A 21,746-nucleotide genomic window follows, 5' to 3' on the forward strand; every position below is an offset into this window, starting at 1 on the left:
TTAGAACCTCATTGGAGGTCGTGAACGTCTGCTGCTTGACGAACCATCTGCCATTGCTGTACCCAATACCACTTGATCGCCTTCCTTCAAGCCAGAAAGAATTTCAACATTCACTTTATTGTTGATACCGACTTTAACCGGCTTTTGCACCACTTGACCGTTTTCCAAAACCGGAACCGTGTATGCATTTTTGCCACCCACCTTTTGCAGTACTTGCGCCGGGATAATGAGTGTATCTTGAGATTCTTCCAGAACAATGGAGACCTGAGCCGTCATACCGATGCGCAGAACACCTTGCGGATTATCAACGTCAAAAACGGCGTTGTAGTAAATGGCATCACTATCAGAGATCGTCAGATCGCTGTCATCGCCATCCATAATCGTTGGACCAGGCTCAATAGCGCGTAAGGTGCCCTGATACTGCTGATTAGGTTGACCAAGAATCGTGAAAACGGCGGTTTGACCGGGGTGAACGAAGATAACATCAGCTTCAGAGATTTCGGCTTTTACCGTCATCGTATCCAGCTTGGCAAGTTCGATAATAGTTGGTGTGGTCTGGTTAGCATTGACGGTTTGTCCCTCTTCGACAGAGGTGTAAACCACGGTACCATCCATCGGTGCGTTGATCGTCGTGTAACCAAGGTCGACTTTGGCACTATCAACACTGATCTTAGCTTTTTCGATTTCAGCGTCGAGCTGTGCTAATTCTGCTTTGTAGATTGCCAATGACGCTTCAGCACTTTCGTAGTCAGCTCTTGAACTGGCTTTCGCGGCTAGCATGCCTTTCTGGCGAACATATTCGTAGTTCGCTTGTTTGATTTCGGCCTGTTTCGCTTTGTATTGCGCGTTGAGGCTATTCAAAGACGCTTGAGCCTCTTTAAGGCTATTTTGTTGGGTCAGGCTATCGATTTGAACGATAAGATCGCCCTGTTTTATCTCGTCACCGAGGCTGACTGCCAAACTTTGTATTTGACCAGACACCTGAGCACCGACATTAACTAACTTAGATGCCTGTAACATGCCGTTGGCTAAGACGGCTTTTTCAATGTTCCCTTTACGTACTGTTTCCGTGGCATATGAGGAAAGCTCTTCTGGAGGCTGTAAAAAGTACACACCAGCCGCTCCGGCGAGAAGAACGCCACACAATGCGAGCCATTTTTTCTTGAGTTTCATAAAACATGTGAAGTAAGTAATCGATATTATTTTATACTGCGATTTGATGTTTACGTATAGGCAGCTTGCCGTAAAGAAAAGTAAAGTATCGTCAAGATTGAGTATTTCGAAGTCAAAATATCCTACCTAAATTAAACAGTTAGACGCAGATTCTGAACTAAACTTAGCTCAGGGTTTACAATAACAAGACTCCGGCACAACCATTCAGTACCAAAACAGCCACGTTCTATTTGTAAGACAAGATGCGCTTTACTGAAAAAGAAATAACAATGCCCATCGAATTGATTTAAAAAAACGTCTAGGTTAATCGCGAGGAAAATACATGAAACTGTTCAAAGCTATCACACTCTCTCTTTTGGTTGCTTTTACCTCTTTTAAGTCAGTCGCCAGCGATAGTGACTGGGATAAAATTGCTGAAAAAACCGTAAGCTTTAAATCCGAAACAGACACGGTAAATCCACTTTCACCATTTGCAAATGCTCACTTTAGCCACATAAAGATCAAATGTACGCAAGGGACGGTGAATCTAAAAAGCATTAAAGTGGTCATGAAAGATGGTCAGGAAAAGACATTCGACAGTTTAGGCGTTCTTACCAATGGCATGTCATCACGCGGTCTGAGCCTACCGACAAAAGATGACGCTAAACTAGATAAGATCGAATTGAATTACGAATCTGTTGGCAATACTGCGCTACAAGTCACTGGTGTGACTAAAAAAGCACATGTGGAAATATTAGGTAAGAAAGTCGACGAATAAACGACATATCATGTCTGATACAGCGGCACCATGCCGCTGTAAAAATTCAAAAGCAACCAATAGTCGTGTGGAATTAAATGAATTTCTTGAGTTTCGCTAAACCATAAGCGGCAATCGTCACACTGTCTTTGATTGCCCCTTCTATCATCATCTGCTCGAATTCTTCTACAGAGAATGCCCGGGAAATAAGATCTTCTTCTTCGCTATCAAGCTTATTGCCCACTTCAGTAAGATCGCTTGCAAAGTAAACGTGGCAAGTCTGATTCAAAAAACCGTAAGCAATAAACTGTGGACCCACGTACTCCATTGTTCCCGCTAACATGCCAGTTTCTTCCCGCAGTTCGCCTTTTGCGAGTTCCAGCGGATCAACATCCGGGCTGGATTCCCAGGCACCTTGAGGGATCTCCCAGCAACGCTGTCCTACGGTATAACGAAACTGTTGAACCAAGTGAATCATTCCATTATCGATAGCAAGGATCGCCGCACAGTCTGGTTTGTCGACAACACCGTAGATGCCTTCCGCGCCACTTGGACGCAAAATTTTGTCTTCACGAACCGTCATCCACTTATTTTGATAGACAATTTTACTGTCGAGCTGCTTGATATCTGACACGGTTATTCCTTGTTTATTAAAGCCTATTTATTGACTCTCTACGCAATCAAAATGTTCTTTAGTTCACTCAATGATTCTACGGTGTAGCTAGGTGCGATACGTTCGTCAACACTTGCGCCGGTGGTGTTCAGCCAACAGGTTTCAATGCCAAAATTATTACCGCCCAAAATATCTGAGTGCAGATTATCACCTACCATCAATACACGCGTTTTACATGGGTGACCCATTTGCTGCATGGCGTATTCAAAAATGCCTAAGTCCGGTTTTGCGACACCAACTTGCTCGGAGATCACGATTTGATCAAAGTAGTCGGTCATCCCGGTACGTTCAAGACGGATAGCCTGCAACTCAGTAAAGCCATTGGTTATGATGCCCATTTTAGCTTTACCTTGTAGCGCTTCCATCAGTTCTTTCGCCCCTGGCAGCAGGCTACAAATGTCAGCCATGGCTTCTAAAAACGCGCTGTTTAATTCTGCGGTAGTCGTGTTGAGCTTTTCTGCCCATTCGGTAAACCGTTTGTGTTTAAGCTCATCTGCTGACACTTTTCCATCTTGATAGTCAACCCATAGTGGCTTGTTTACCGTTTGGTAGTGAGCAAAATCTTGCTCTGTAAAATCTACGCCTTTACGAGAAAACATCAGTTGCAAACCTTTGAAAGCGTCAAAGTGAAACAAGGTCTCGTCAGCGTCAAACAGAATCCAATCGTACTTCATTTTTTCATCCCAAAATTCAAGGTCGTCGATAATCTTATGGGTACATAGTCTAGATTGTTTTCTTCTGGAAGATAATCACTATAATTGGAAATTAATTGTATCCTTTGAATCAACAATGTAAGGAGATTGATGTGAATGCGATAGCCTCCCTGCCGGTATTTGTGGCGGTGGTAGAGTGCGGCAGCTTTTCGCTTGCAGCCAAACAACTTAACCTGACAAAATCTGCCGTCAGTAAGCGCATCAATCAACTGGAAGACGATCTCGGCATTCGTTTACTTAACCGCACCACAAGAAAATTAAGCCTGACCGAAGCGGGCAGACGCTACTTTGAATACGCGTCTCAAGCAGTCAATCTTGCTCAACAAGGTGTTGATGCGGTTTCCGAGTTACAAGGCTCTCCGCAAGGGCGGCTTAAAATCACTGTGCCGATGTCATTTGGCGTGCTGCATATCGCGCCTCTAATCAGTGAGTTTCTCTCTCGTTACCCTAAGATCGAAGTGGACTTGAACCTTGAAGATAAGATGGTCGACTTGATCAAAGACGGTTTTGATTTGGGTATCCGCATTGGAGAGTTAGCTTCCTCTAACTTAGTTGCCAAGCGTCTCGCACCTTGTAAAAGTGTGCTTTGCGCATCACCCGATTACCTTGCTAAGTTCGGTACTCCGCAAAAGCCAAGTGATCTGGTTGCCCATAACTGTCTGCTGTATTCGTATTTTCGAGGTGGCGTAGAGTGGATGTTCATTAACAACGGCAGTGAGTACCGCGTTTTGCCAAAAGGTAACTTTGTTGTGAATAACAGCGAAGCCATTCGGCAACTTCTGCTGAGAGGTTCTGGCATTGCGCAGCTACCCACTTTTATCGCATCAAGAGACATCGCTGCTGGTAACCTCAAAGTGGTCATGGAAGATTACGCGCTACCAGAGCACGCCATTTACGCCGTTTTTCCAGAACGTAAACACATGCCGTTAAAAGTGAGGGTATTTATCGACTATATCAGCGAAAAGCTGGGGACTGATTTACCCTACTGGGATCGATACAGTAGCCCAGATAAATAACCCAACACGAAAGAGCTCAGGGCGATTGTCACTTTAACCGGATGTGTCACCGCGTTTAAATCTAACGTAAGAACCCATTAATCACGATGGTGCATTTAGCAATAAAAAGGCCTGCGGTAGTGCAGGCCTTTGCTTTAAAGTATCGGGAGTCGTTTATTCAAAGTCAGTGGCTTCGGGTAAACGATCTAGCATTTCATAGTATTTACCAGCAACTGCGCCGATATCCCCATCTAGATACGCTTGAATCATATCCAGATCTTTTAGCCACAACTCTTTATGTGCATCAGAGGAAGCGCTGTAGCCCGTGTACACATTGTCGACTGCAAACATCATTTGTTGGGTGTATCCATTGAAGATCAAAAGCATCGCATCTGAATACGCCTCGAATGCTTTGAAGTCACTGTGCGCTTTACCACCTTGGTAGCTCAACGTTCTCGCATTAGCGTCAAATACGATATCTCCTGATGCAATGTTTGCATTCACAAAGTTGATGAATGATCGGTTAAATGTCAGGACACCAGCTGCAATATCAGCATCAATCGTCGTCTTCATTGCATTAACCATCGGCGCATCAAGTAGCAACACGGCATCATGAAATGCTGGGAGAATTGATGTACGGAATGGTCCCCATGCGCTATCGATATTAGCGGCAACCTCACTTAACTCTTCTTGGTCATAACTATCCAAGTAAAGTTTTAGATCGTAGCCTTCCGACGTAACCAGCTGATTTGCATAGTCATAAGCCAGTTTGTTTTCTTTTGTCGCAACAAACTTCTTACCATCAATAACGAACTCGACTTTATCACCTGCAATAATGTCATAGCGATCTTGCTGCTTGGTGAAAACATCAAATTGAGCTTTGCCGCGTGACTTCACTTTGTAATCGTCAGACTGCATTTGGCGCACACCCATTCTTAGAAGAACATCACCGATACGCTCGCGGCTTCGGTCATCTATATCCAAGAAGTTAGCAATACCACTAGGCATCGGTGGCAAAGATTCCATCTGTTCAGTGATATGCAGGTTCACTGTCACACCTTGCAGATTCAGATATTCCTTACCGTCTTTATCAACTAATGCGACAGGCGTATTCAGTGCATCATTGACCAAAATGTTGTTCATGATGTCTTCGTACTCTGACTGCACACCCGGAATATCAAGTAAGGATGCAAAGCTCACTTCATCGGTATAACGGTTTGAGAATCGACGCGCTAAGAAATAGCTTGCCAATGCTTTATCTGGCCAGTGCCCCAAAACAGAGATGGAATTCGACCAAGGGTAATCCGGGTCAAAGCTACCAATTGAGTTTAGGAAGCGACCATTTTCCGTTTCTGCCACTGCTGTATAACCATTTTCTGCATCTTCAATAAATCCAGCGACTAGGCCATCAAAGCAGTTTGCAGTTTTAAGATCGTAGTCGGCAGGAATGAAGAAAGAGTTATTATCTAACAATTGACCGAACGATATAACTTTTTGATGTCCTTCTGCATTTTCAATCACACATTGGTGTTCAGGTGTGCGCAACACATCAAGGAAGAATGCGGCAGATTTCTTCGCACCATACGCATAATCACAGAACCATCTATTTTTGTCTGCATTACCCTCATTACAGTGTTCAGGGTTTGATACAAGGCGTAACAAGAAATCCCCAGGCTTGTCTGTACTCGATGTTAAACCCAAATTCGTGTACAGATTGTCAATACGCTCTAGATCTTCCATCTTATCGCGGATAGAGCTCATTTCTCTAAAACGACGAACCAGATAGCTTGGGTAATCGGATGAATACAGACCGTTTGTACCGTACAAATCTAAGTTGCGACGATCGTAACTATCAAGATAGCTTTGCCATTGGTATGACACGATCTCTGCTAAGTTTGTCCCTTCATCAAAACGGTTACAGTCACTGTTTAGTGACACGTTGCCATCAGTACAGAAGTCATAGTGTTTGCGTTCAATCTCGTTGACCTTATCTAAATAGTAGAGAACACCGTAACGAGTCTTAGCATCCAGCTCGACATCATCAGATAACGCAGCCGCATCAAATCGGCTAAAGTCACAGTTGTACAGGGATTTACCCTCGTCATCGCCCGCTAGTGCCTTAACCTCTAGACACACCATGAGAGAATCATTCTCTGGATTGTCACCGAACTTATAAGCGAAACTTTGTTTATAAGCTTGCAGATCAGTAAGGTAGCGCTCGTAGGCCGCTTTTTCATCTTCACTCGCACTGTCTGCAGGTTTTCCAACTGGTGTTGGAGCCACACCTGAAGAATTTTGAATCGTTTCTACTTTACGACCATAGGCAAACTTGAATGCCGCAATGTCATACAGACCCCAAGTCGGTGTTTCATCCAACATACTTGGCGCGTAGTCCATTGTTGAGCTGTACGCTGGAATGTTATTTAAGCCAAGTTGATGTGCTTGTTCCAGAGTGTAGTAGTTTTCTTTGTCGTTCGACGCCTTGAAGTTATGGCGCAGACCCACATTGTGACCAAGCTCGTGCACCAGGGTATTGCTGTACGTCGCGACCGTAATCGCATTAGCGGCTTCTATCTGCAAATCTTTTGGCAGGTATTTCCATCGCTTAAGCTGACGAGAGGTTTCTTTACCGACATCATCAAGTTTGATCTCAAAATAACGGTCATCTTTGAGTTGCAAGTTATCTAGCATCGCTTTATTGGTTGATGAAACCCACGATGCTTCGATTGGATATACGTTATTTTCTGCCCAGAAAGACAAACGGTTTTCTTCTGCGGCAACAACGTCCTCAAAGGCCATGTCATCATTGAAGTCTGAAAGCAGTTGCGTCGGGCTCTTAGTCGCCGCTCTACCAGAGATCATTTCCTCTTTCGAAATCAGTGGTGCATAAACATTTTCATCAGCATTCAGCTTTTCCATTGCAGCCAGAGTCGACAGCGCTTCAATTCTTTCAGAAACGTCTGTTTTTACCTTTCCGGTACTGGTTTGCAATGGATCTAATCCATCCATGTCCAACTGATTACGGTTATAGAATCGAGCCAAGTTATCCCAGTAGAAAGGTACACCTGTTCTCGCTACGCCTGCGTACTGGTTAACGTGTGCTTTGATGATCTCACCCGTCACTGGGTTAGCAACTGAAGGGCCGTACCCCAATAAACCATTAGCTAGGGGTTCATCAATCAGGTTAATCACGTTGTAACGCAAATCGCCAGGATGAATGCCAGCCGCGTTAGTTTTGTTTACAATTTCAATTTCTGGCTTACCAGAATCTGAACCAAATACTCTTAGCGTTTGATTCATTTTATCGATCGACTCAAGCGTAGCATCAAGAAATAGTTTGTTCTTCTCTTCAAAGAAATTGTCGCTCAAGTAGTATTCAATCGACTCTTGATCTGGGTTGAAGCGGTTCAGGTAAACCACCTCTCGATCGTACTTGTTCGTTATCGGATTCAGTTTTTTGGTCGCAGTGGTGAAGAAGCCAATATCATTCTCATCGCCGACTGGATAAAGAATTGGTTGGTAGCCTTCAGTTGCGATTTCACTTTCGTGGACCAAAGAGTAATAGAAACGAGATTTGAATGCGCCATCCACAAGCGCTTCTTCCAGACTCGCTTTGGTTGCAAAGTTGATGTAATCAGAGAGATTATCTAAATCAACACGGAAGGTACGCTCTAATTCGAAGTTCAGTATGCCTTTCTCAGGGTCGAAGTCCCAAGAGATGAGGCGTGGCGTGCCTTGTTCTGAAATACCGTCATTAACGCCATACAGATCTTCCTTATTGAACTCAGCAACCTCAAGTTCTTCAGGGTTAGGTGTAAAGTGAGTTTTCTGCTTGTAGTCTAAGCTATCATCTTCATTGATTTCTTCTTCATTGGTACAATCTCCATAGGAGTCTTCTTCACAGCGATAGGCCGCAAAATCACCTGGAATTGTCAGCACTTGGGCAAAGTTTACATCGTCGTCACCGGCAACAAACTTCTCTTCACCACAATAATTGTTTGCGTCTTTGGAGAGGTTGGCATCAGGGTAGTTCTTATCGTAACTCCGAACTTCCAAACCTTCTTTTGTGAAACATAATTCAACGTAGCGAGGAGAACCTTGCAAGAAAGGGAATTGGTTTAATGCGAAGCGTGGGGCTGCGCCTGTCGTCGGAACATAGAACCATCGACCATCTTTCAGATCCTTAACCGCAACCTCTTTTGCATCTCTTTCAACATAGTCATAAGCTTGATCGTCTGCTCCACAACCAACGAGCGCGGCTGTAATTGCTGACACCAGTGTCAATTTTTTAAACATTATTTGGATATCCTTAATTTTCTTTTATTTTCCTAGAACGAGTAGGCGACTTCGGCGATATACGAGGTTTTTTCCTGGTTTAACAAATCAATGTTGCCCAAAGTGCCTCGCTCAGCATCTTGATAGAAACCTGTCGATGAAACGGCAAGTAGCAAAGACCAGTCGTCATCAAACTTGTATGCACCATACAAAGCACTTTCGTATTTCCAGCTGCTTCTTCGAGTACCTTGATAACTGATGGTGTTTCCACCAAGAGCCGTGACCCCTAGAGAAAACGGTTCCCACGATTTTTCCGCTAAAGTGAACACGGAGTAACTCCATTCAGTCAGAGAGCGTCCACCCATGGTTTTGTATTCGTGAAAATTTTTTCTTACTCTTGGAGAAATGGAGAAGTCGATACTCCAGATAGAAAAAGAAATAGGCACTGCCAAACGAAATGCTGTTTTCAATTCATCATTACGTGAGTCTTCTGAGGTAGGGATAGTGAACTGACCAGCGATTCCGACCTTTCCTGTATCGCCAAAATTGTAAAGGTTCGCGTGCTGCAAACCTAACACTGAGTCCGTCGCGTAAGTGCCAACTTCGTCTTCAAGAGCCCGATAACCTCCAGCAGAAAAGTAGGCTTTTATATCGCGAGAAAAGGAATAGCTGAGATCCCCTCCCCAAGAAAAATTGCGAACGGACCGATGATCGTCTTTATCGTAAATGTTTGTATCGTAAGATAGGTAAACGGACCCACTTAACTTGCAAACAAAATAGGACGTCTCTACGTCATTGTGTGTAGATTCTGGCCCGCAGCTATCGAGTACGCTCGTATCCTCTGCCAATGAAGGCATTGAAAATAGCGTACCCAACAACATTGTAAGCGGCGTCTTCATCCACTTTGTTGTGTACTGCATGTTTTAGAACTTCCATGAAAATTAAGTTTATTTGAGTAAACTTAAAGACAAACAGATTATTGGGATGCAATTCCATTAAGACATCCCAATAAGCCTATCAATCACAAGATGACTCTTATGATTAAATCCCTATTAATTTTTTAAAATATTATTTAACTTGTTTATCAGTGAACTATTTTGGTATAAGCCTACGTTTTACTTGTAATTTAATATGAATTACATTTTTCAACTTCAAAACAAAAAAAGCTTTAAAATACAAAAAGTTAAACAAAAAATAAAAATCACACAAAAACATCAATATAAGATTCTGATAGCAACATGAGCTATGCCCGCTACATGGTTATAAACACCAAAATTATTTGGTTGTTATATTTATACAGGCCAGGTATTGCTTCTTAAATGTGGTGATACACGCGTATAAGATAAATCACCAATATCATTTATTTTTATTTAAATAGTTGTTAATAATTAATTGCGCATTTAATACAAAAGATATAAATAAGATCAAATTCGATTTTCCTAATATATTGATGTAACACTCCGACTATATGAATAGAAAGTCATTTATTTTCAGAATTGGTGAACAATGAATTATTCACCAAACGAATAACCAAACGCATTCATGTAAGTTAGCAGACCATTTGGGCTGCATAATTTGGAATAATAATTCACATGGAATGTTTTTTATCAATTAAAACAAAATGCGATTCAATTCACACGTGAGTAAAAAATCAAATATATTAACAAGTTATAGTGAAAACCAAGGACAGCCACCAATGAGACCAAATCCCATTTTTAAACATTTAAAAACGCAACATGTGCCTTCATCAACCTCACAATCCTCTGATTGATTCTCAATGATTGAGTATTAGAAAACCGTAAGTTCGTCACCTGGATATTGAAAGGTTGTGATTTGAGGGTGTTGTTTGAAGTAAGGGCGAAGGGCTAGATTCTAAGGAAAAAATTGATTGTGTTGTGCCTGTTGATCATCTGACGTACATAATGTGAGAAAGCAGAAATATTCATATCTACTTTTTATGGCTAGCACCGATAGACAAATTGGCAGTGCTAGCCAAACTCTCCGACGTGAACACAAGGCTCTAAGCGTTAAAGTACCTTAAGAGAAGAGCTACTAGGCAAAGGCTTCACCTGCCTCTTTCGGATCTGAGCCGTACTCATTCCTGCCTCTGTTACCTTCAGTCGCAGCAAAAATAATCAGTACGATCAAACCAAGCAAAGGAATCAAGCCAATCAGTACCCACCAGCCTGTTCGTCCTATGTCGTGTAATCGACGTACGGTAACAGCAATACTAGGAACCAACACAGCGAGCCCGTAAACAGCGCCAATCAAAGCCGTGCCTAATAGGCCATCAATAATTTCCAAAACAATCGTAATCAGAAGGTTGAATAAAAAGAACATCCAATACTCTTTTCTTCTTGCTCTTCCGTTAAACACTGCATATTTCTTTAATACTGCTAAGTACCAATCCATCTTTTTTCTCCCGACTTGGTAAGTTTGCTAACACTAACTATATAGTGCATAACTCATACTTACCTCGACAAATGCAACTTTTTGCAATTAGTCGCAATTTTCAACCATATCTTACTCGGTTGATGGAAGATCGCTTTGAAACTAGTCCTTTTCGTCCAGACGACGAATCAATTTCGCTGGCGTCCCGCCATAAAGGCAATCGGGCGGAACATCACTGTTTACGACTGAGTTTGCCGCAATGACGGATCGAGCACCAATCGTCACCCCTTGATTGATGACGGAGTTACCGCCAATCCATACATCGTCTTCGACAACGATCGGTTTACAAAAGGTTTCCCAGCGTCGGCGACTACGGTAATCCAATGAATGTGAAGCGGTGTAAAACTGGGCACTTGGGCCAATCAGGACGTTATTTCCAATGGTAATTTTTGCACCGTCAAGCATAACCACATTCATGTTGATAAAGGTCTCTTCACCAATTTCAATGGTTTTACCAAACTCGCAGTGAAACGGAGCTTGAACAATACACAACCCTGCTTTACCAAACAGTTGCTTTTGCAACGCGTCACGCTGACTTTCATCGGTATTGTTGTTAAACGCGCGCAATGCATGAGTGGCGTGCGTCCTAATGGCATCGATTGATTCATCCATACCATTAAACACTTGGCCAGACATCATTTTCTCTAATTCTGTCATTGGAAAACCCTACTACTTAAAACAGGACTCACCGTACGTGATTTCAGAAATAAAAAAAGAGAAAAGACGACGCTTTTCTCCTTCCTGTTTTCTGATTTTTGGCGTTATGCGGGGTTAAACAATTTCCCAGCTATGGGTCATCTCAACGCCTTCTCCAAGCATCAAACAAACTGAGCAATATTTTTCGAGGGAATCTGCCGCAACTTGAGCAACAATTTCTGGATTCAGATCTTTACCAGACACTTCAAAGTGAATATTCACTTTGGTGAAAATACGCGGTGCCGTTTCGCGACGCTCTGTGGTTAACTTCGCGTTGACCGACTCAACCTTTTGCTCTGCAGATTTTAAGCCATCTACAACGTCGACAGAGCTACAACCGCCCGCCGCCATTAGTACCATTTCCATTGGGCTTGGAGCCGTAGCGCCACCATTCCCGTCCATCACGACAGAATGGCCAGACTGAGACTGACCTAGGAATTTAAAATCTTCGACCCATTTAACTTCTGCTTGCATGGTTTACCTCATATTGCATCGTTCGTTAACACCCTCGTATCAACGAGCAGGTATGTTTCGTGCCGATACTCTATCTTTGTTAGAAAAAAGGACAACGTAATTTTCAAGATTCGTGCAATTTTTTCGCTCTGTTACCTTTCTATTTACGTAACAGTTGAGAAATTAATTATAGAGGATGCTATGAAGACGTTATCTAAGTTAATAATCGGATTCTCTTTCGGGCTGCCAGTCTTGTTCCTACTACTCAGTACGGTAAGCAGCGCGGACACGATGAGTAAAACGAACACTTCAGAAAAAGTAGAGGTTGCGACACTTGCGGGTGGCTGCTTTTGGTGTACAGAGTCAGATTTAGAGCAACTAACCGGTGTGTTGGACGTGGTTTCTGGCTATTCGGGTGGTCACGTTAAAAACCCAACATACAAACAAGTGTCTTCGGGTAAGAGCGGGCACATCGAAGTAGTCGAAGTGAAATACGATCCAAGCGTGGTGAGCTACGAGCAAGTTCTGGACTATTTTTTCAGGCACATCGATCCGACCGACGATAAAGGTTCGTTTGTTGATCGCGGTCCTCAATATCGCCCAGCAATTTTCTATCACAATGCGCAGCAAAAGCAGATTGCTGAAGACTTCATGATGGAAATAGATAAAGCGATGATTTACCCAAAACCGCTGAAAACTGAGTTGATCAAATTTGAGAAGTTCTACCCTGCCGAGACATACCATCAGGACTATTACAAAAAGAGCAGTTTGAAATACAAGTACTACCGTTACGCTTCGGGACGAGATCAGTACCTGGATGAAGTGTTTGGTGATGATCGTAAAGAACGTCCGAAAACCCTTCGCCAACTTATCGAAGAAAAAAAGCTATTGTCGAAGGTCAAAGCTTACAACAAACCTACCCAAGCTAAAATCAAGTCTACCCTGACGGAATTGCAATATTACGTCACACAAGAAGAAGGGACAGAAAAGCCGTTTGATAACGAGTATTGGGATAACAAAAAAGCGGGTATTTACGTGGATATTGTCACAGGTGAACCGCTATTTTCTTCAACCGACAAATACAAGTCCGGCACCGGTTGGCCAAGCTTTACTAAACCAATCAATCCCGGATACATCGTGGAAAAAACCGATTACAAGCTGTTGTATCCGAGAACAGAGGTGCGCAGTAAATTCGGAGACTCACACCTTGGCCACGTGTTTGAAGATGGACCAAAGCCAACCGGGCTGCGTTACTGCATGAACTCTGCTGCGATGAAATTTGTTCCTGTAAATAAAATGGCTCAGCAAGGTTACGGTGATTACTTGTATCTTTTCAAATAATGATAAAAATGCATGAAGGGATTTAAAGCAAAGTTACCAACCAAAATTTGTCCCGTGTGTCAGCGCCCGTTTTCCTGGCGCAAAAAATGGCAACGAAGTTGGGCAGAAGTAGTTTATTGTTCTGAGCGCTGTCGCCGTAGTAAGTCATCACTATCGACGTCGTAGTAAAAAGAAGTTACCAAGGTAAACTCTCCCCATCATACGCCCAAAACGCCCCGCTCTCTTGCGGGGCTGCTTTTTCTATCAACCGAATCAAATCAGACGCGACTCGCTGTGGCGTAAAAAGCTTATTTGAAGGCACATTCGCCTGAAAAGGTGCAGATAGAGGCGTATCCGTCGTACCGGGGTGAAGCGCTAAAACCACGCCATGCTTTACCGTGCGACGCCACTCAATCGACATGGTTTTAAGAAACATATTGAGCGCGGCCTTGGAAGCTCGGTAGCTGTACCAGCCGCCAAGTTGATTGTCACTGATGCTGCCAACCTTTGCCGATATTGAAGCAAATTTTGGAGTGTGACTGCGTTTCAAGGCAGGTGTGAAATATTTCGCCAACAGCAGAGTTGGTAAGGCATTAACCGCGACCGATTGAAGAAAAAACTCGGCGTCGAGAGAACTCAAATTCTTTTCTGGCCCTTTGTCCTTGGTATGCAGCATGCCAATGCAGTTAATCACCCAATCGACCTCGCAGACAGACTCACTCAAGCTTCTTATTTGAGATTCATCGCTGACATCTACTTGATGCCAAATCACTCCACTTTGATGAACGTCTGGCTTTTGTCGACGATAGGTAGCATGAACCTCCGCAGTCGGAAATCGTCTTCCTATTTCTTGCACTATCGCCCACCCGATTCCACCATTTCCACCAGCAACCAGAATTTTCATTACAAGTTCTCCAAGTCCGAGAGGTATTGCTCAGCAGTATCCAGAATGGCTTGACGTTGCGACTCTTCCATATTGTCCCACGAACGGAAAATCATCCCGATTCGCGGATTGCTGGCTAAGCGCTTCTCGTGTTTGTGCATAAAGCGCCAGTACAAACTGTTAAATGGGCATGAGCCTTCTCCGCTGCGAGCTTTGTTGTTGTAATGGCAGTTTTTGCAATAGTCACTCATTTTATTAATGTAGGAGCCACTGGCGGCGTAGGGCTTAGTGCCAACAATGCCACCATCGGCGAACAAGGCCATCCCTCGGGTGTTGGGCATTTCCACCCATTCAATCGCATCGACGTATATACCAAGGTACCATTCATCAACTTGGTTTGGATCTATCTCTGTCAGCAAGCAAAAATTACCCGTAACCATCAAACGCTGGATGTGAAGCGCGTAGGCGTAATCAAGTGACTGTCCAATCGCATTACGCATACAAGCCATTTTCGTTTCACCACTCCAAAAGTAGCCGGGCAGTTGGCGTGACGCCCCAAGCTCATTTTTCTGCGGATACTGTGGCATATTCGCCCAATAAATGGCTCGTATGTACTCTCGCCAGCCTAAAACTTGACGAATAAAGCCTTCGACCTGAGAAATATCGATATTGGGGTTCGCCTCAAAGGCACGAAGCGCAGCATTAATCACTTCCTTCGGATGCAGTAATTTACTGTTCATCGAGAAAGACAATCTACTGTGGTAAAGGCTCCACTTCGCATCATGCTCGCCCGTCATGGCGTCCTGAAACCGTCCAAACAAAGGGAGGCAGACCTGACAGAAATGCGCCAGAAGAGATAAGCTCTGAGTACGGTTAACTGGCCACAGCAGAGCTGCGTCGAGTTTTCCTATCGTCTGGATATCGTGTCGCTTTAAGCGCGCAATAATCTCATCCACATTTAAGCTGAACATCAGCGGATTAGGCAGTTGTTCGATGTCTTTTGCTTTGAGTTTATTGCGATTGTTCGCGTCGTAATTCCACTTTCCACTCAAAGGTTTGCCGTCTTGCATCAAAATATTGAAACGCTTACGCATGCGGCGATAAAAATGCTCCATCGTGACGTGCTTCCCTTTCGGAAACTGCGGCTCTATTTCCTCAAATGGCAGTAAAAAGTGCTCAGTATCGACACAACGCGTAACAACGCCTTCTAGTTTTACATTCGCTAACTGTTCCAATAGCCGGTATTCATCCGGTCTTTGATACTCAAACTTAATCGCACCAACTTCTTTAACGTAGTGCTTTAACAATTGCTCGAGGTTCTCAAAAGGCTGGGTATCATCTAAAGTCAAATACAATGCATGATGGCCTTCACTCAGTTTTTCTTTCGCAAACTGCGCCATCGCAGAAAAAAATGCACATACTTTTTGTATATGATGCGTCACATAAGTATTTTCCTGCTTCAGTTCGGCTATCAGAAAAAGTACGTTGTCATCCACTTGCTGAAACCATGAATGCTCACTATTGAGCTGATCACCCAGTATCAGTCTAACTGTCTCATATCGCATCTATCATTCCTTATGCGAATAATTATTGCTTCTAGTCATTGGTTTGGGTTTTCTGCCTTTTAAATTATCAATAATTACCCTAATCACTCATTTTTGTATAAAGCATTCAAATATTTAAAGCGATACTTTCCATTTTCCGCTACTCTAAGACTAATTCCATTTTGTTACTTTCATCTCAGAAATGACTGACGAGTTTAAGAAATCAACCGCTAACTTAAAAAAAGCGGTGCCACTAATGATCAAAAACTACGTAGCAGCAACTCCAGCTAACTACGCGCTTTGGTATACCTACGTGGATAACGCCATTCCAGATCTCAATCTAGAGATGGATACTGTGTTAAAAAGCTACGATGTTTGTCCGCCAGCTGCCACGCAGAATCTCTATAAGCGTTATGTGGCAAATAAAGCGGAAACCAGTCTTGACGATCTAAGAAACAATATAGAAGTGTTGTTGAACGAAATATCAAGTTCAATGGATGATACGATTTCAGATACCTCCACATTTTCAGACATGGTAGACAAGAGCGTCAACAAGCTAGAAAAAGTTCAAGATAACAATGTGAGCATTGAGGAAGTCATGAACGCCGTCCATCAGTTCGTAGAGGATGCGCATGAGATTCGTCATTCAACTAAGTTTTTAAATAGTCAGCTCACCAACGCCAGTGAAGAGATTTCTCGCCTCAAAACCCAACTGGCAGAAGTACAAAAAGACGCCCTATTTGATGGGCTATCCAACCTCTACAACCGTCGCGCTTTTGATTCAGATCTCGCCGCGTTAGTCGATGCAAATCAGTCGATGAGTCTGATAATGCTTGATATCGACCATTTCAAAGAATTTAACGATTGTTATGGCCACCTTTTCGGTGACAGCGTTCTTAAATCGATTGCTCGACGACTGCAACAGAGCTGTCGTGATGGAAGCTGCGCTTATCGTTTTGGCGGTGAAGAGTTTGCGTTAATTGTACCGAACAAATCGCTGCGTATTGCACGTCAATATGCTGATACGCTGCGCCGTATGATTGAAAAACTACGAGTGAAAGATAAACGCACGGGCACTCAGGTTCACAGCATAACAGCGTCGTTTGGTGTGGCAGAATTTGAACCTGGAGAGACAGCGGAATCCTTGGTTTCCAAAGCAGATAAGCAACTTTATGATGCCAAGATGTTAGGTCGAAATCGAGTCATGCCTATCTAGCATCAAAGCGTGCAACAAATGTGCGACGGCTTTACCTTGCTCACTTTAAAAACAACAAACCCTGCATATTGTGCAGGGTTTTGTTTATCTGGCTTATTCAGAAGATTAGTCTACGTTGTAGCAGTAGCTCAGAACGTAATCTTCACCATTTTTAGCCGTGTATTCTTTGTCTTCACTGCAAGCCATAGGCTTACCTTTCTTGTCACCTTTTACCAGGCTAATCCAGTGACGCATTGCCGTTGGCGCATTACCAGTCAGTTCAGGGTTAAACGTGATGCGGGTTTCTAACTGAATGTCATCAATGTCCATCAGCTCAACACATCCCGTACCTTTGTGACAACCGAACATTACTTCAACATGGTTACCTGACTCATCTTTAAGCAAAATCGATTTAGGATCTTCTTTCTCACCAGTGTACGCCACAAAATGTTTTGGACTTGCCAGACCGCTGTGAGAACCGTCTTTAAAGTAAGCTAGTACATGACGGTAATCAATTACGTAGCTTGATACGTCTTGGTGTGACCCGTTCTCCAAAGGGAACATACGGTCAAGTAGTTGCTTCGCTTTTACTTGTTTTTCGCTCTGTTGCTCAGCACTCACCGCTTCGACGGCAAATACAGCTTCAGCGATAAATGGGCGTTGTTGTTGTTGCATTTCTTTATTATCGAAGTTCAGCATATTCATCGTCATATCCTCGCACTAAAAACTCGTCCTAGAGTACTTACTTAATTCTGTTGTTTAAGTTTCAGACAATTCTGTGAAGTTGATGGTTAATTTCCTTGTCTGCTTAGTATGTAGACTAGCGAATAATTTACTACAATTTCACAACAAAAATTTTACAGTGTGAATTTTACAAAAATGTCTGTGTCAAAAAGCTTAATTCGTCAGTCTCATTTTCTCGGTACGAAAATACGTAACCTGAGAAAAAACAACCATTTAACAATGGAAGATTTGTCTGCTCGCTGTGTAAGGATCAATCCAGAGTACGCGCCTTCGGTTTCTTACCTTTCTATGATTGAACGTGGAAAACGCGTCCCGAGCATCGATATGCTGGAAGTGATCGCGGAAGTTTTCCAAAAAGATCCCGCTTGGTTTTTAGATGATGAACCGGAACTCGAAGCTATTACCCCGAATAAAGGTAACCGTGGTGGTATTAGTGGCATGGCGCTGGAGCCAAGTTTCCTGTTTTCTAATGATATTCTTCAGATTGCGATTCCTGAAATGCTCTCCCAAACAGGAATTACAGGACGCCAGTTTGCTCACTTACTGATTCGAGCTCACCAAGAGAATCATCAGAACCACTTTCCTGATCTAGAGCGAGCGGCAGAAGAAGTCGGTCTTAAACGCTTGAACCTTTCGGTCGAAGACTTGATCGATATTGCCAAGAGCATGGGGCTCGACATCCGATGGGTAGACCGAGCACCTCAAGATGTGATCGATGAGCTTGGCGTGAGTGCTAAACAGTTGATCACCTCGTTTATGGAAGCGCCAGGAACGATTTACCTCAACAAGCGAATGCGCGATTACCCGACCAGACTGAAATATGATCTGGCGGTCTACATTGGTCACCGAGTTCTGCACAGCAGTGATGCGATGAACAACGTACTCACCATTGGGCATCAGAACAACTGGGAGCAAATGGACAGCCCAATGTCCAACTCAGAGCTGAATTCACAAGATATTCTGCAGGCTTGGCGTGATTTTGAATCGAGCTTCTTTGCGGGTGCGCTGCTGTGCCCTAAAGTACCGTTTCGTCAATTGCTCGACCGCTCTGGATACGAAATCGACGTACACAAAAAAGCCGGGGTTTCTCCTTCTGTGGCCATGCGCAGAATGACGGTGGTTTCACCTTACCCGCATTGGCATTATTTTGATGCCTACGGCCCAGGAAAGCTCAAAGCGGTATATCGAGGGAATGGTATTCCTTTACCGTGGGGCAACATGCGCAAAGTAAACGATCCTTGCCAACATTGGGCGGTGTTCCGCCGTTTAGCGCAGCCACTGGATACCAGCTCGGCTCAAATCTCGATTCTTAATGTCGGTGATGAACCACGCATTTACTGCTGTGAGTCAGTCAATGTATTTGATCCGGCAGGGAACAACCGCGTGTTGTGTGCTGGTATCGATTTAAATCCAGCGATCACTGCGCAAGGTGGCGATGCCGTTTCTATCGCAGAAGAGTTGAAGTCCCTGTGTGTGGCGTCAGGTGGCAGTAGTGTTATTCCGACACACATCAAAAAGGATTTAACGACCATCGCCAAAATTTTAAATATTAACTGGATAGAGCGTGGAATACAGACTCAGGCAAGACTGATCTGCTCGAGAGGTGCGGTTTGTCCAAGACAGCCAAGTTGTTACAGCAAGTGTGGTGAAGCAGATCAAACAGGAGATGAGGTGAACATTCTCAACCTCTAGAAAGAAAAAACGCCAATCACAATAATCGTGATTGGCGGTATATACTTGTGAACAAATTGCATTCACTAACAACGTCAGTTGGCTAGGTGACCCTCGGCTTAATAAGGGTCACTTATATATAAGCACGATGCGTGCCAACTTTTAAATCCCGTATTTTAAACGATCCAGATGCATATCGTTGTTTTATTAACCAGGATTTTTGCAAATTGCAATTGCAAAACGCAACGCAATGCAAATATGCTACCAACCGCATTGCTACTAATTACTTTCTCAAAAAGAACACCGCCCAACCAAGCAGCGAAATCACAGTGATCGCCAGGTCTTAAAACGAGAACGGCTTCCGATTAGCCTAATTTAGCTTTAGCCGCTTGATGCTTACCATGCTTGTGTTGATACATTCTTTCGTCGGCAATTTTCAACATTTGTTCTGGCGAGGTCATTCCAGGTTCAAACATCGCGTAACCCATACTCACATGCAGTTTAATGAATTCCTGCCCATAAATGACCGGAGCCGTGCAAATCGCTGATTCGATTTTCTGTAATAAAGCCAACAAGCTCTGTTCTGATTTTGGGTTATAAACGACAACTAAAAATTCATCTCCCCCCATGCGAGCAACCATATCAGAACGACGTAAACTGCCTTTAATGCGTTCCGCTGTCTCTCGTAAAACGGTATCGCCAGCATCATGACCATGCGTATCATTGATGTGCTTGAAGTGGTCGAGGTCGATGTTCACCAAAGCAAAGTGGTATCGTTTTTTATAGCGCTGAGCGAGCTCAAACTGCTGCTTATAGGACTGCATGAAATAACGACGATTTGGCAATTTTGTCAGCTCGTCATGTAAGGCACGAGTGTCGGCGATGATATACAGACGATAAATAACAATAAACGTAACGCTCAAAGCCAACAAAGCCGAATAGCCAAGAATTCTAACCACATGGAATTCGTACCACGGCAGTTGCTGTTCGAATGTATCACTTGAGAATACGGATAAACTCCAGCTTCCAAAAGGGAAGTAAACCGTCTCTGTCGCGTACCTTGTCTTTGATAAATTCGGCACCCCAAAAAAGATATCGCCAGATACACCACTACTGTCATAGCCTCTTATCGTCAAAGGATAACGATGAGAAAACTCGAGAATGCCTGTTTCTTTAAGCAAACTATCAAAATCGATAACCGCGCTGATAACGCCCCAATAATCACTATTTGTTGGCGGATCTCGAAATACAGGAACTCGAACAATCAACCCTCGCCCACCCTGCACCAGCGTAACGGGCCCCGCGATGAATATCTCTTGAATCTCTCTGGCTTTTTTCACTTGCGCCCATTGCTCCGGAACTGTTCTATAATCCAGCCCGAGCGCACTCTCATTACCTTTGAGTGGAAACATATGATTTATAACGTCATTTTTCGCGATACCGATGGCATCAATATTCTTACTTTTATTCAGAATACGTTCTGCGGCGATACCTAACTCGCGCGCACCACTTTCAGGTAGCAATGTCACTAACGTACCTAAAGTGCTGGCTTGGTAAATGTCGGCCATAAGGCCTGCCTCCAGGTTGGATCGGAGGATAGAAAGTTGATCTTTGGCTTCAGCGAGTAATTGCTCTCGGTTATGTTCTTTTTGGTTTTGATGTAATAGTTCAACAACTCCGACAAACAAAACGAAAAAAATCAGGAAGAATAAGGCAAAGTAATACTGTTTCTTGGGAAAGTGGCGCATTGGCTCCCCACTATCTCGCATACCGCTGCGAGACGCTTTCATTTATTGTTAAAATTCTTATTTAATCAAATAATACTCAATAGCTATCATAAAGGTAACAATAATCTAAAAAATTTATACGTAGAGCGGTAAAAAATGCAACAAGATGACTTATTTAGCAGCTCATTCTGGCAAGAAGTGCAGCAAGGTAAACTCTATTATCATCCAAACTTTCTTGAAGCTGCCGAGGCCGACAACTTTTTTGCTATCCTCAGGAAAACATTACCATGGCAGCAAGAGCGAATTAACATCTTTGGCAAGTCAGTCCTGCAACCTCGGCTGCAAGCTTGGCATGGCGACGCCGCTTACACCTATTCAGGGCTGACAATGACCCCTTATCCGTGGACACCCGAACTGCTTACTCTCAAAGCGCGTTGTGAAGCCATCGCTGAAGTAACTTTCAACTCGGTATTGGCCAATTTATACCGCGATGGTCA

19 protein-coding genes are annotated in these 21,746 nt (G+C 43.5%); 7 read left to right on the forward strand and 12 right to left on the reverse strand.

Annotation, left to right across the window (positions count from 1 at the left end; all coding sequences use genetic code 11):
* Positions 1-1,173: a macrolide transporter subunit MacA gene (gene macA / locus L9Q40_RS16195; RefSeq protein WP_498793940.1), complete on the reverse strand. Its 1,173-nt coding sequence runs from the start codon at positions 1,171-1,173 to the stop codon at positions 1-3.
* Between the two features lie 322 nt (positions 1,174-1,495).
* Between macA and L9Q40_RS16200 the strand changes: the two genes are divergently transcribed.
* Positions 1,496-1,930 carry a DUF2541 family protein gene (locus L9Q40_RS16200; RefSeq protein WP_498793941.1) on the forward strand — a complete coding sequence of 145 codons (435 nt, stop codon included), beginning with the start codon at positions 1,496-1,498 and terminating at the stop codon, positions 1,928-1,930.
* Positions 1,931-2,003: 73 nt separating this feature from the next.
* Here the strand turns inward: L9Q40_RS16200 and L9Q40_RS16205 are convergent, their stop codons facing one another.
* Positions 2,004-2,543, reverse strand: a complete 540-nt coding sequence (locus tag L9Q40_RS16205) for an NUDIX domain-containing protein (RefSeq protein ID WP_268668404.1) — start codon at positions 2,541-2,543, stop codon at positions 2,004-2,006.
* Between the two features lie 38 nt (positions 2,544-2,581).
* Positions 2,582-3,256: a pyrimidine 5'-nucleotidase gene (gene yjjG, locus L9Q40_RS16210; protein WP_440877945.1), complete on the reverse strand. Its 675-nt coding sequence runs from the start codon at positions 3,254-3,256 to the stop codon at positions 2,582-2,584.
* Positions 3,257-3,387: 131 nt separating this feature from the next.
* Here yjjG and L9Q40_RS16215 point away from each other — a divergent pair, with 131 nt between their 5' ends.
* Positions 3,388-4,311: a LysR family transcriptional regulator gene (locus L9Q40_RS16215; protein ID WP_498793942.1), complete on the forward strand. Its 924-nt coding sequence runs from the start codon at positions 3,388-3,390 to the stop codon at positions 4,309-4,311.
* A gap of 153 nt (positions 4,312-4,464) precedes the next feature.
* Here L9Q40_RS16215 and L9Q40_RS16220 read toward each other — a convergent pair whose 3' ends face one another.
* From L9Q40_RS16220 to L9Q40_RS16240, 5 genes are all read right to left on the reverse strand, one after another.
* A complete protein-coding gene (locus L9Q40_RS16220; RefSeq protein ID WP_498793943.1) occupies positions 4,465-8,586 on the reverse strand; it encodes a MoxR-like ATPase in 4,122 nt (1,373 codons plus the stop codon).
* Between the two features lie 32 nt (positions 8,587-8,618).
* Positions 8,619-9,485, reverse strand: a complete 867-nt coding sequence (locus tag L9Q40_RS16225; protein WP_498793944.1) for a hypothetical protein — start codon at positions 9,483-9,485, stop codon at positions 8,619-8,621.
* Positions 9,486-10,617: 1,132 nt separating this feature from the next.
* The gene (locus L9Q40_RS16230) at positions 10,618-10,977 is read right to left on the reverse strand and encodes a DUF805 domain-containing protein (RefSeq protein WP_498793945.1); all 360 of its coding nucleotides are present in this window, start codon (positions 10,975-10,977) and stop codon (positions 10,618-10,620) included.
* 141 nt (positions 10,978-11,118) lie between these two features.
* Positions 11,119-11,673, reverse strand: coding sequence for a sugar O-acetyltransferase (locus L9Q40_RS16235; protein ID WP_014233558.1), 555 nt, complete (start codon positions 11,671-11,673; stop codon positions 11,119-11,121).
* 114 nt (positions 11,674-11,787) lie between these two features.
* On the reverse strand, positions 11,788-12,186 hold the full coding sequence (locus tag L9Q40_RS16240; RefSeq protein ID WP_065297924.1) for an OsmC family protein: 399 nt from the start codon (positions 12,184-12,186) through the stop codon (positions 11,788-11,790).
* A gap of 180 nt (positions 12,187-12,366) precedes the next feature.
* On the opposite strand from L9Q40_RS16240, the gene msrB reads away from it, so the two are divergent.
* Positions 12,367-13,506 carry a peptide-methionine (R)-S-oxide reductase MsrB gene (msrB, locus tag L9Q40_RS16245; protein ID WP_491842738.1) on the forward strand — a complete coding sequence of 380 codons (1,140 nt, stop codon included), beginning with the start codon at positions 12,367-12,369 and terminating at the stop codon, positions 13,504-13,506.
* A 12-nt stretch (positions 13,507-13,518) separates the two neighbouring features.
* Entirely contained in the window at positions 13,519-13,671 is a 153-nt protein-coding gene (locus L9Q40_RS16250; protein ID WP_498793946.1) for a DUF2256 domain-containing protein, read from the forward strand.
* Between the two features lie 10 nt (positions 13,672-13,681).
* Here L9Q40_RS16250 and L9Q40_RS16255 read toward each other — a convergent pair whose 3' ends face one another.
* Positions 13,682-14,389, reverse strand: coding sequence for an SDR family oxidoreductase (locus L9Q40_RS16255; RefSeq protein ID WP_434171386.1), 708 nt, complete (start codon positions 14,387-14,389; stop codon positions 13,682-13,684).
* On the reverse strand, positions 14,389-15,933 hold the full coding sequence (locus tag L9Q40_RS16260) for a cryptochrome/photolyase family protein (RefSeq protein WP_498793947.1): 1,545 nt from the start codon (positions 15,931-15,933) through the stop codon (positions 14,389-14,391). The genes L9Q40_RS16255 and L9Q40_RS16260 overlap by 1 nt, the downstream gene beginning before the upstream one ends.
* 181 nt (positions 15,934-16,114) lie before the next feature.
* Between L9Q40_RS16260 and gefA the strand changes: the two genes are divergently transcribed.
* The gene (gefA, locus tag L9Q40_RS16265) at positions 16,115-17,128 is read left to right on the forward strand and encodes a diguanylate cyclase GefA (RefSeq protein WP_440877939.1); all 1,014 of its coding nucleotides are present in this window, start codon (positions 16,115-16,117) and stop codon (positions 17,126-17,128) included.
* Between the two features lie 105 nt (positions 17,129-17,233).
* Here gefA and L9Q40_RS16270 read toward each other — a convergent pair whose 3' ends face one another.
* Positions 17,234-17,812 (reverse strand): aldolase/citrate lyase/malate synthase family protein, encoded by a 579-nt coding sequence (locus L9Q40_RS16270; RefSeq protein ID WP_014233551.1) that lies wholly within the window; start codon positions 17,810-17,812, stop codon positions 17,234-17,236.
* 174 nt (positions 17,813-17,986) lie between these two features.
* Here L9Q40_RS16270 and L9Q40_RS16275 point away from each other — a divergent pair, with 174 nt between their 5' ends.
* Positions 17,987-19,543, forward strand: coding sequence for a DUF3612 domain-containing protein (locus L9Q40_RS16275; RefSeq protein WP_014233550.1), 1,557 nt, complete (start codon positions 17,987-17,989; stop codon positions 19,541-19,543).
* Positions 19,544-19,887: 344 nt separating this feature from the next.
* Here L9Q40_RS16275 and L9Q40_RS16280 read toward each other — a convergent pair whose 3' ends face one another.
* Positions 19,888-21,270, reverse strand: coding sequence for a diguanylate cyclase (locus L9Q40_RS16280; RefSeq protein ID WP_498793953.1), 1,383 nt, complete (start codon positions 21,268-21,270; stop codon positions 19,888-19,890).
* Positions 21,271-21,405: 135 nt separating this feature from the next.
* Between L9Q40_RS16280 and L9Q40_RS16285 the strand changes: the two genes are divergently transcribed.
* Positions 21,406-21,746: alpha-ketoglutarate-dependent dioxygenase AlkB family protein (locus L9Q40_RS16285; RefSeq protein ID WP_498793948.1), on the forward strand; the 341-nt coding region annotated here is incomplete at its 3' end.

Origin of the sequence: Allocatenococcus thiocycli (assembly GCF_921292965.1) — a bacterium.
Taxonomy (GTDB): Bacteria; Pseudomonadota; Gammaproteobacteria; order Enterobacterales; family Vibrionaceae; genus Vibrio; species Vibrio natriegens.

Excerpts from the sequence above, each read along its gene's own strand:
- macA (WP_498793940.1), bottom strand. The coding sequence starts at position 1,173 with ATGAAACTCAAGAAAAAATGGCTCGCATTGTGTGGCGTTCTTCTCGCC.
- L9Q40_RS16200 (WP_498793941.1), top strand. The coding sequence starts at position 1,496 with ATGAAACTGTTCAAAGCTATCACACTCTCTCTTTTGGTTGCTTTTACC.
- yjjG (WP_440877945.1), bottom strand. The coding sequence starts at position 3,256 with ATGAAGTACGATTGGATTCTGTTTGACGCTGACGAGACCTTGTTTCAC.
- L9Q40_RS16220 (WP_498793943.1), bottom strand. The coding sequence starts at position 8,586 with ATGTTTAAAAAATTGACACTGGTGTCAGCAATTACAGCCGCGCTCGTT.
- L9Q40_RS16225 (WP_498793944.1), bottom strand. The coding sequence starts at position 9,485 with ATGCAGTACACAACAAAGTGGATGAAGACGCCGCTTACAATGTTGTTG.
- L9Q40_RS16230 (WP_498793945.1), bottom strand. The coding sequence starts at position 10,977 with ATGGATTGGTACTTAGCAGTATTAAAGAAATATGCAGTGTTTAACGGA.
- L9Q40_RS16235 (WP_014233558.1), bottom strand. The coding sequence starts at position 11,673 with ATGACAGAATTAGAGAAAATGATGTCTGGCCAAGTGTTTAATGGTATG.
- L9Q40_RS16240 (WP_065297924.1), bottom strand. The coding sequence starts at position 12,186 with ATGCAAGCAGAAGTTAAATGGGTCGAAGATTTTAAATTCCTAGGTCAG.
- msrB (WP_491842738.1), top strand. The coding sequence starts at position 12,367 with ATGAAGACGTTATCTAAGTTAATAATCGGATTCTCTTTCGGGCTGCCA.
- L9Q40_RS16250 (WP_498793946.1), top strand. The coding sequence starts at position 13,519 with ATGAAGGGATTTAAAGCAAAGTTACCAACCAAAATTTGTCCCGTGTGT.
- L9Q40_RS16255 (WP_434171386.1), bottom strand. The coding sequence starts at position 14,389 with ATGAAAATTCTGGTTGCTGGTGGAAATGGTGGAATCGGGTGGGCGATA.
- L9Q40_RS16260 (WP_498793947.1), bottom strand. The coding sequence starts at position 15,933 with ATGCGATATGAGACAGTTAGACTGATACTGGGTGATCAGCTCAATAGT.
- gefA (WP_440877939.1), top strand. The coding sequence starts at position 16,115 with ATGACTGACGAGTTTAAGAAATCAACCGCTAACTTAAAAAAAGCGGTG.
- L9Q40_RS16270 (WP_014233551.1), bottom strand. The coding sequence starts at position 17,812 with ATGAATATGCTGAACTTCGATAATAAAGAAATGCAACAACAACAACGC.
- L9Q40_RS16275 (WP_014233550.1), top strand. The coding sequence starts at position 17,987 with ATGTCTGTGTCAAAAAGCTTAATTCGTCAGTCTCATTTTCTCGGTACG.
- L9Q40_RS16280 (WP_498793953.1), bottom strand. The coding sequence starts at position 21,270 with ATGCGCCACTTTCCCAAGAAACAGTATTACTTTGCCTTATTCTTCCTG.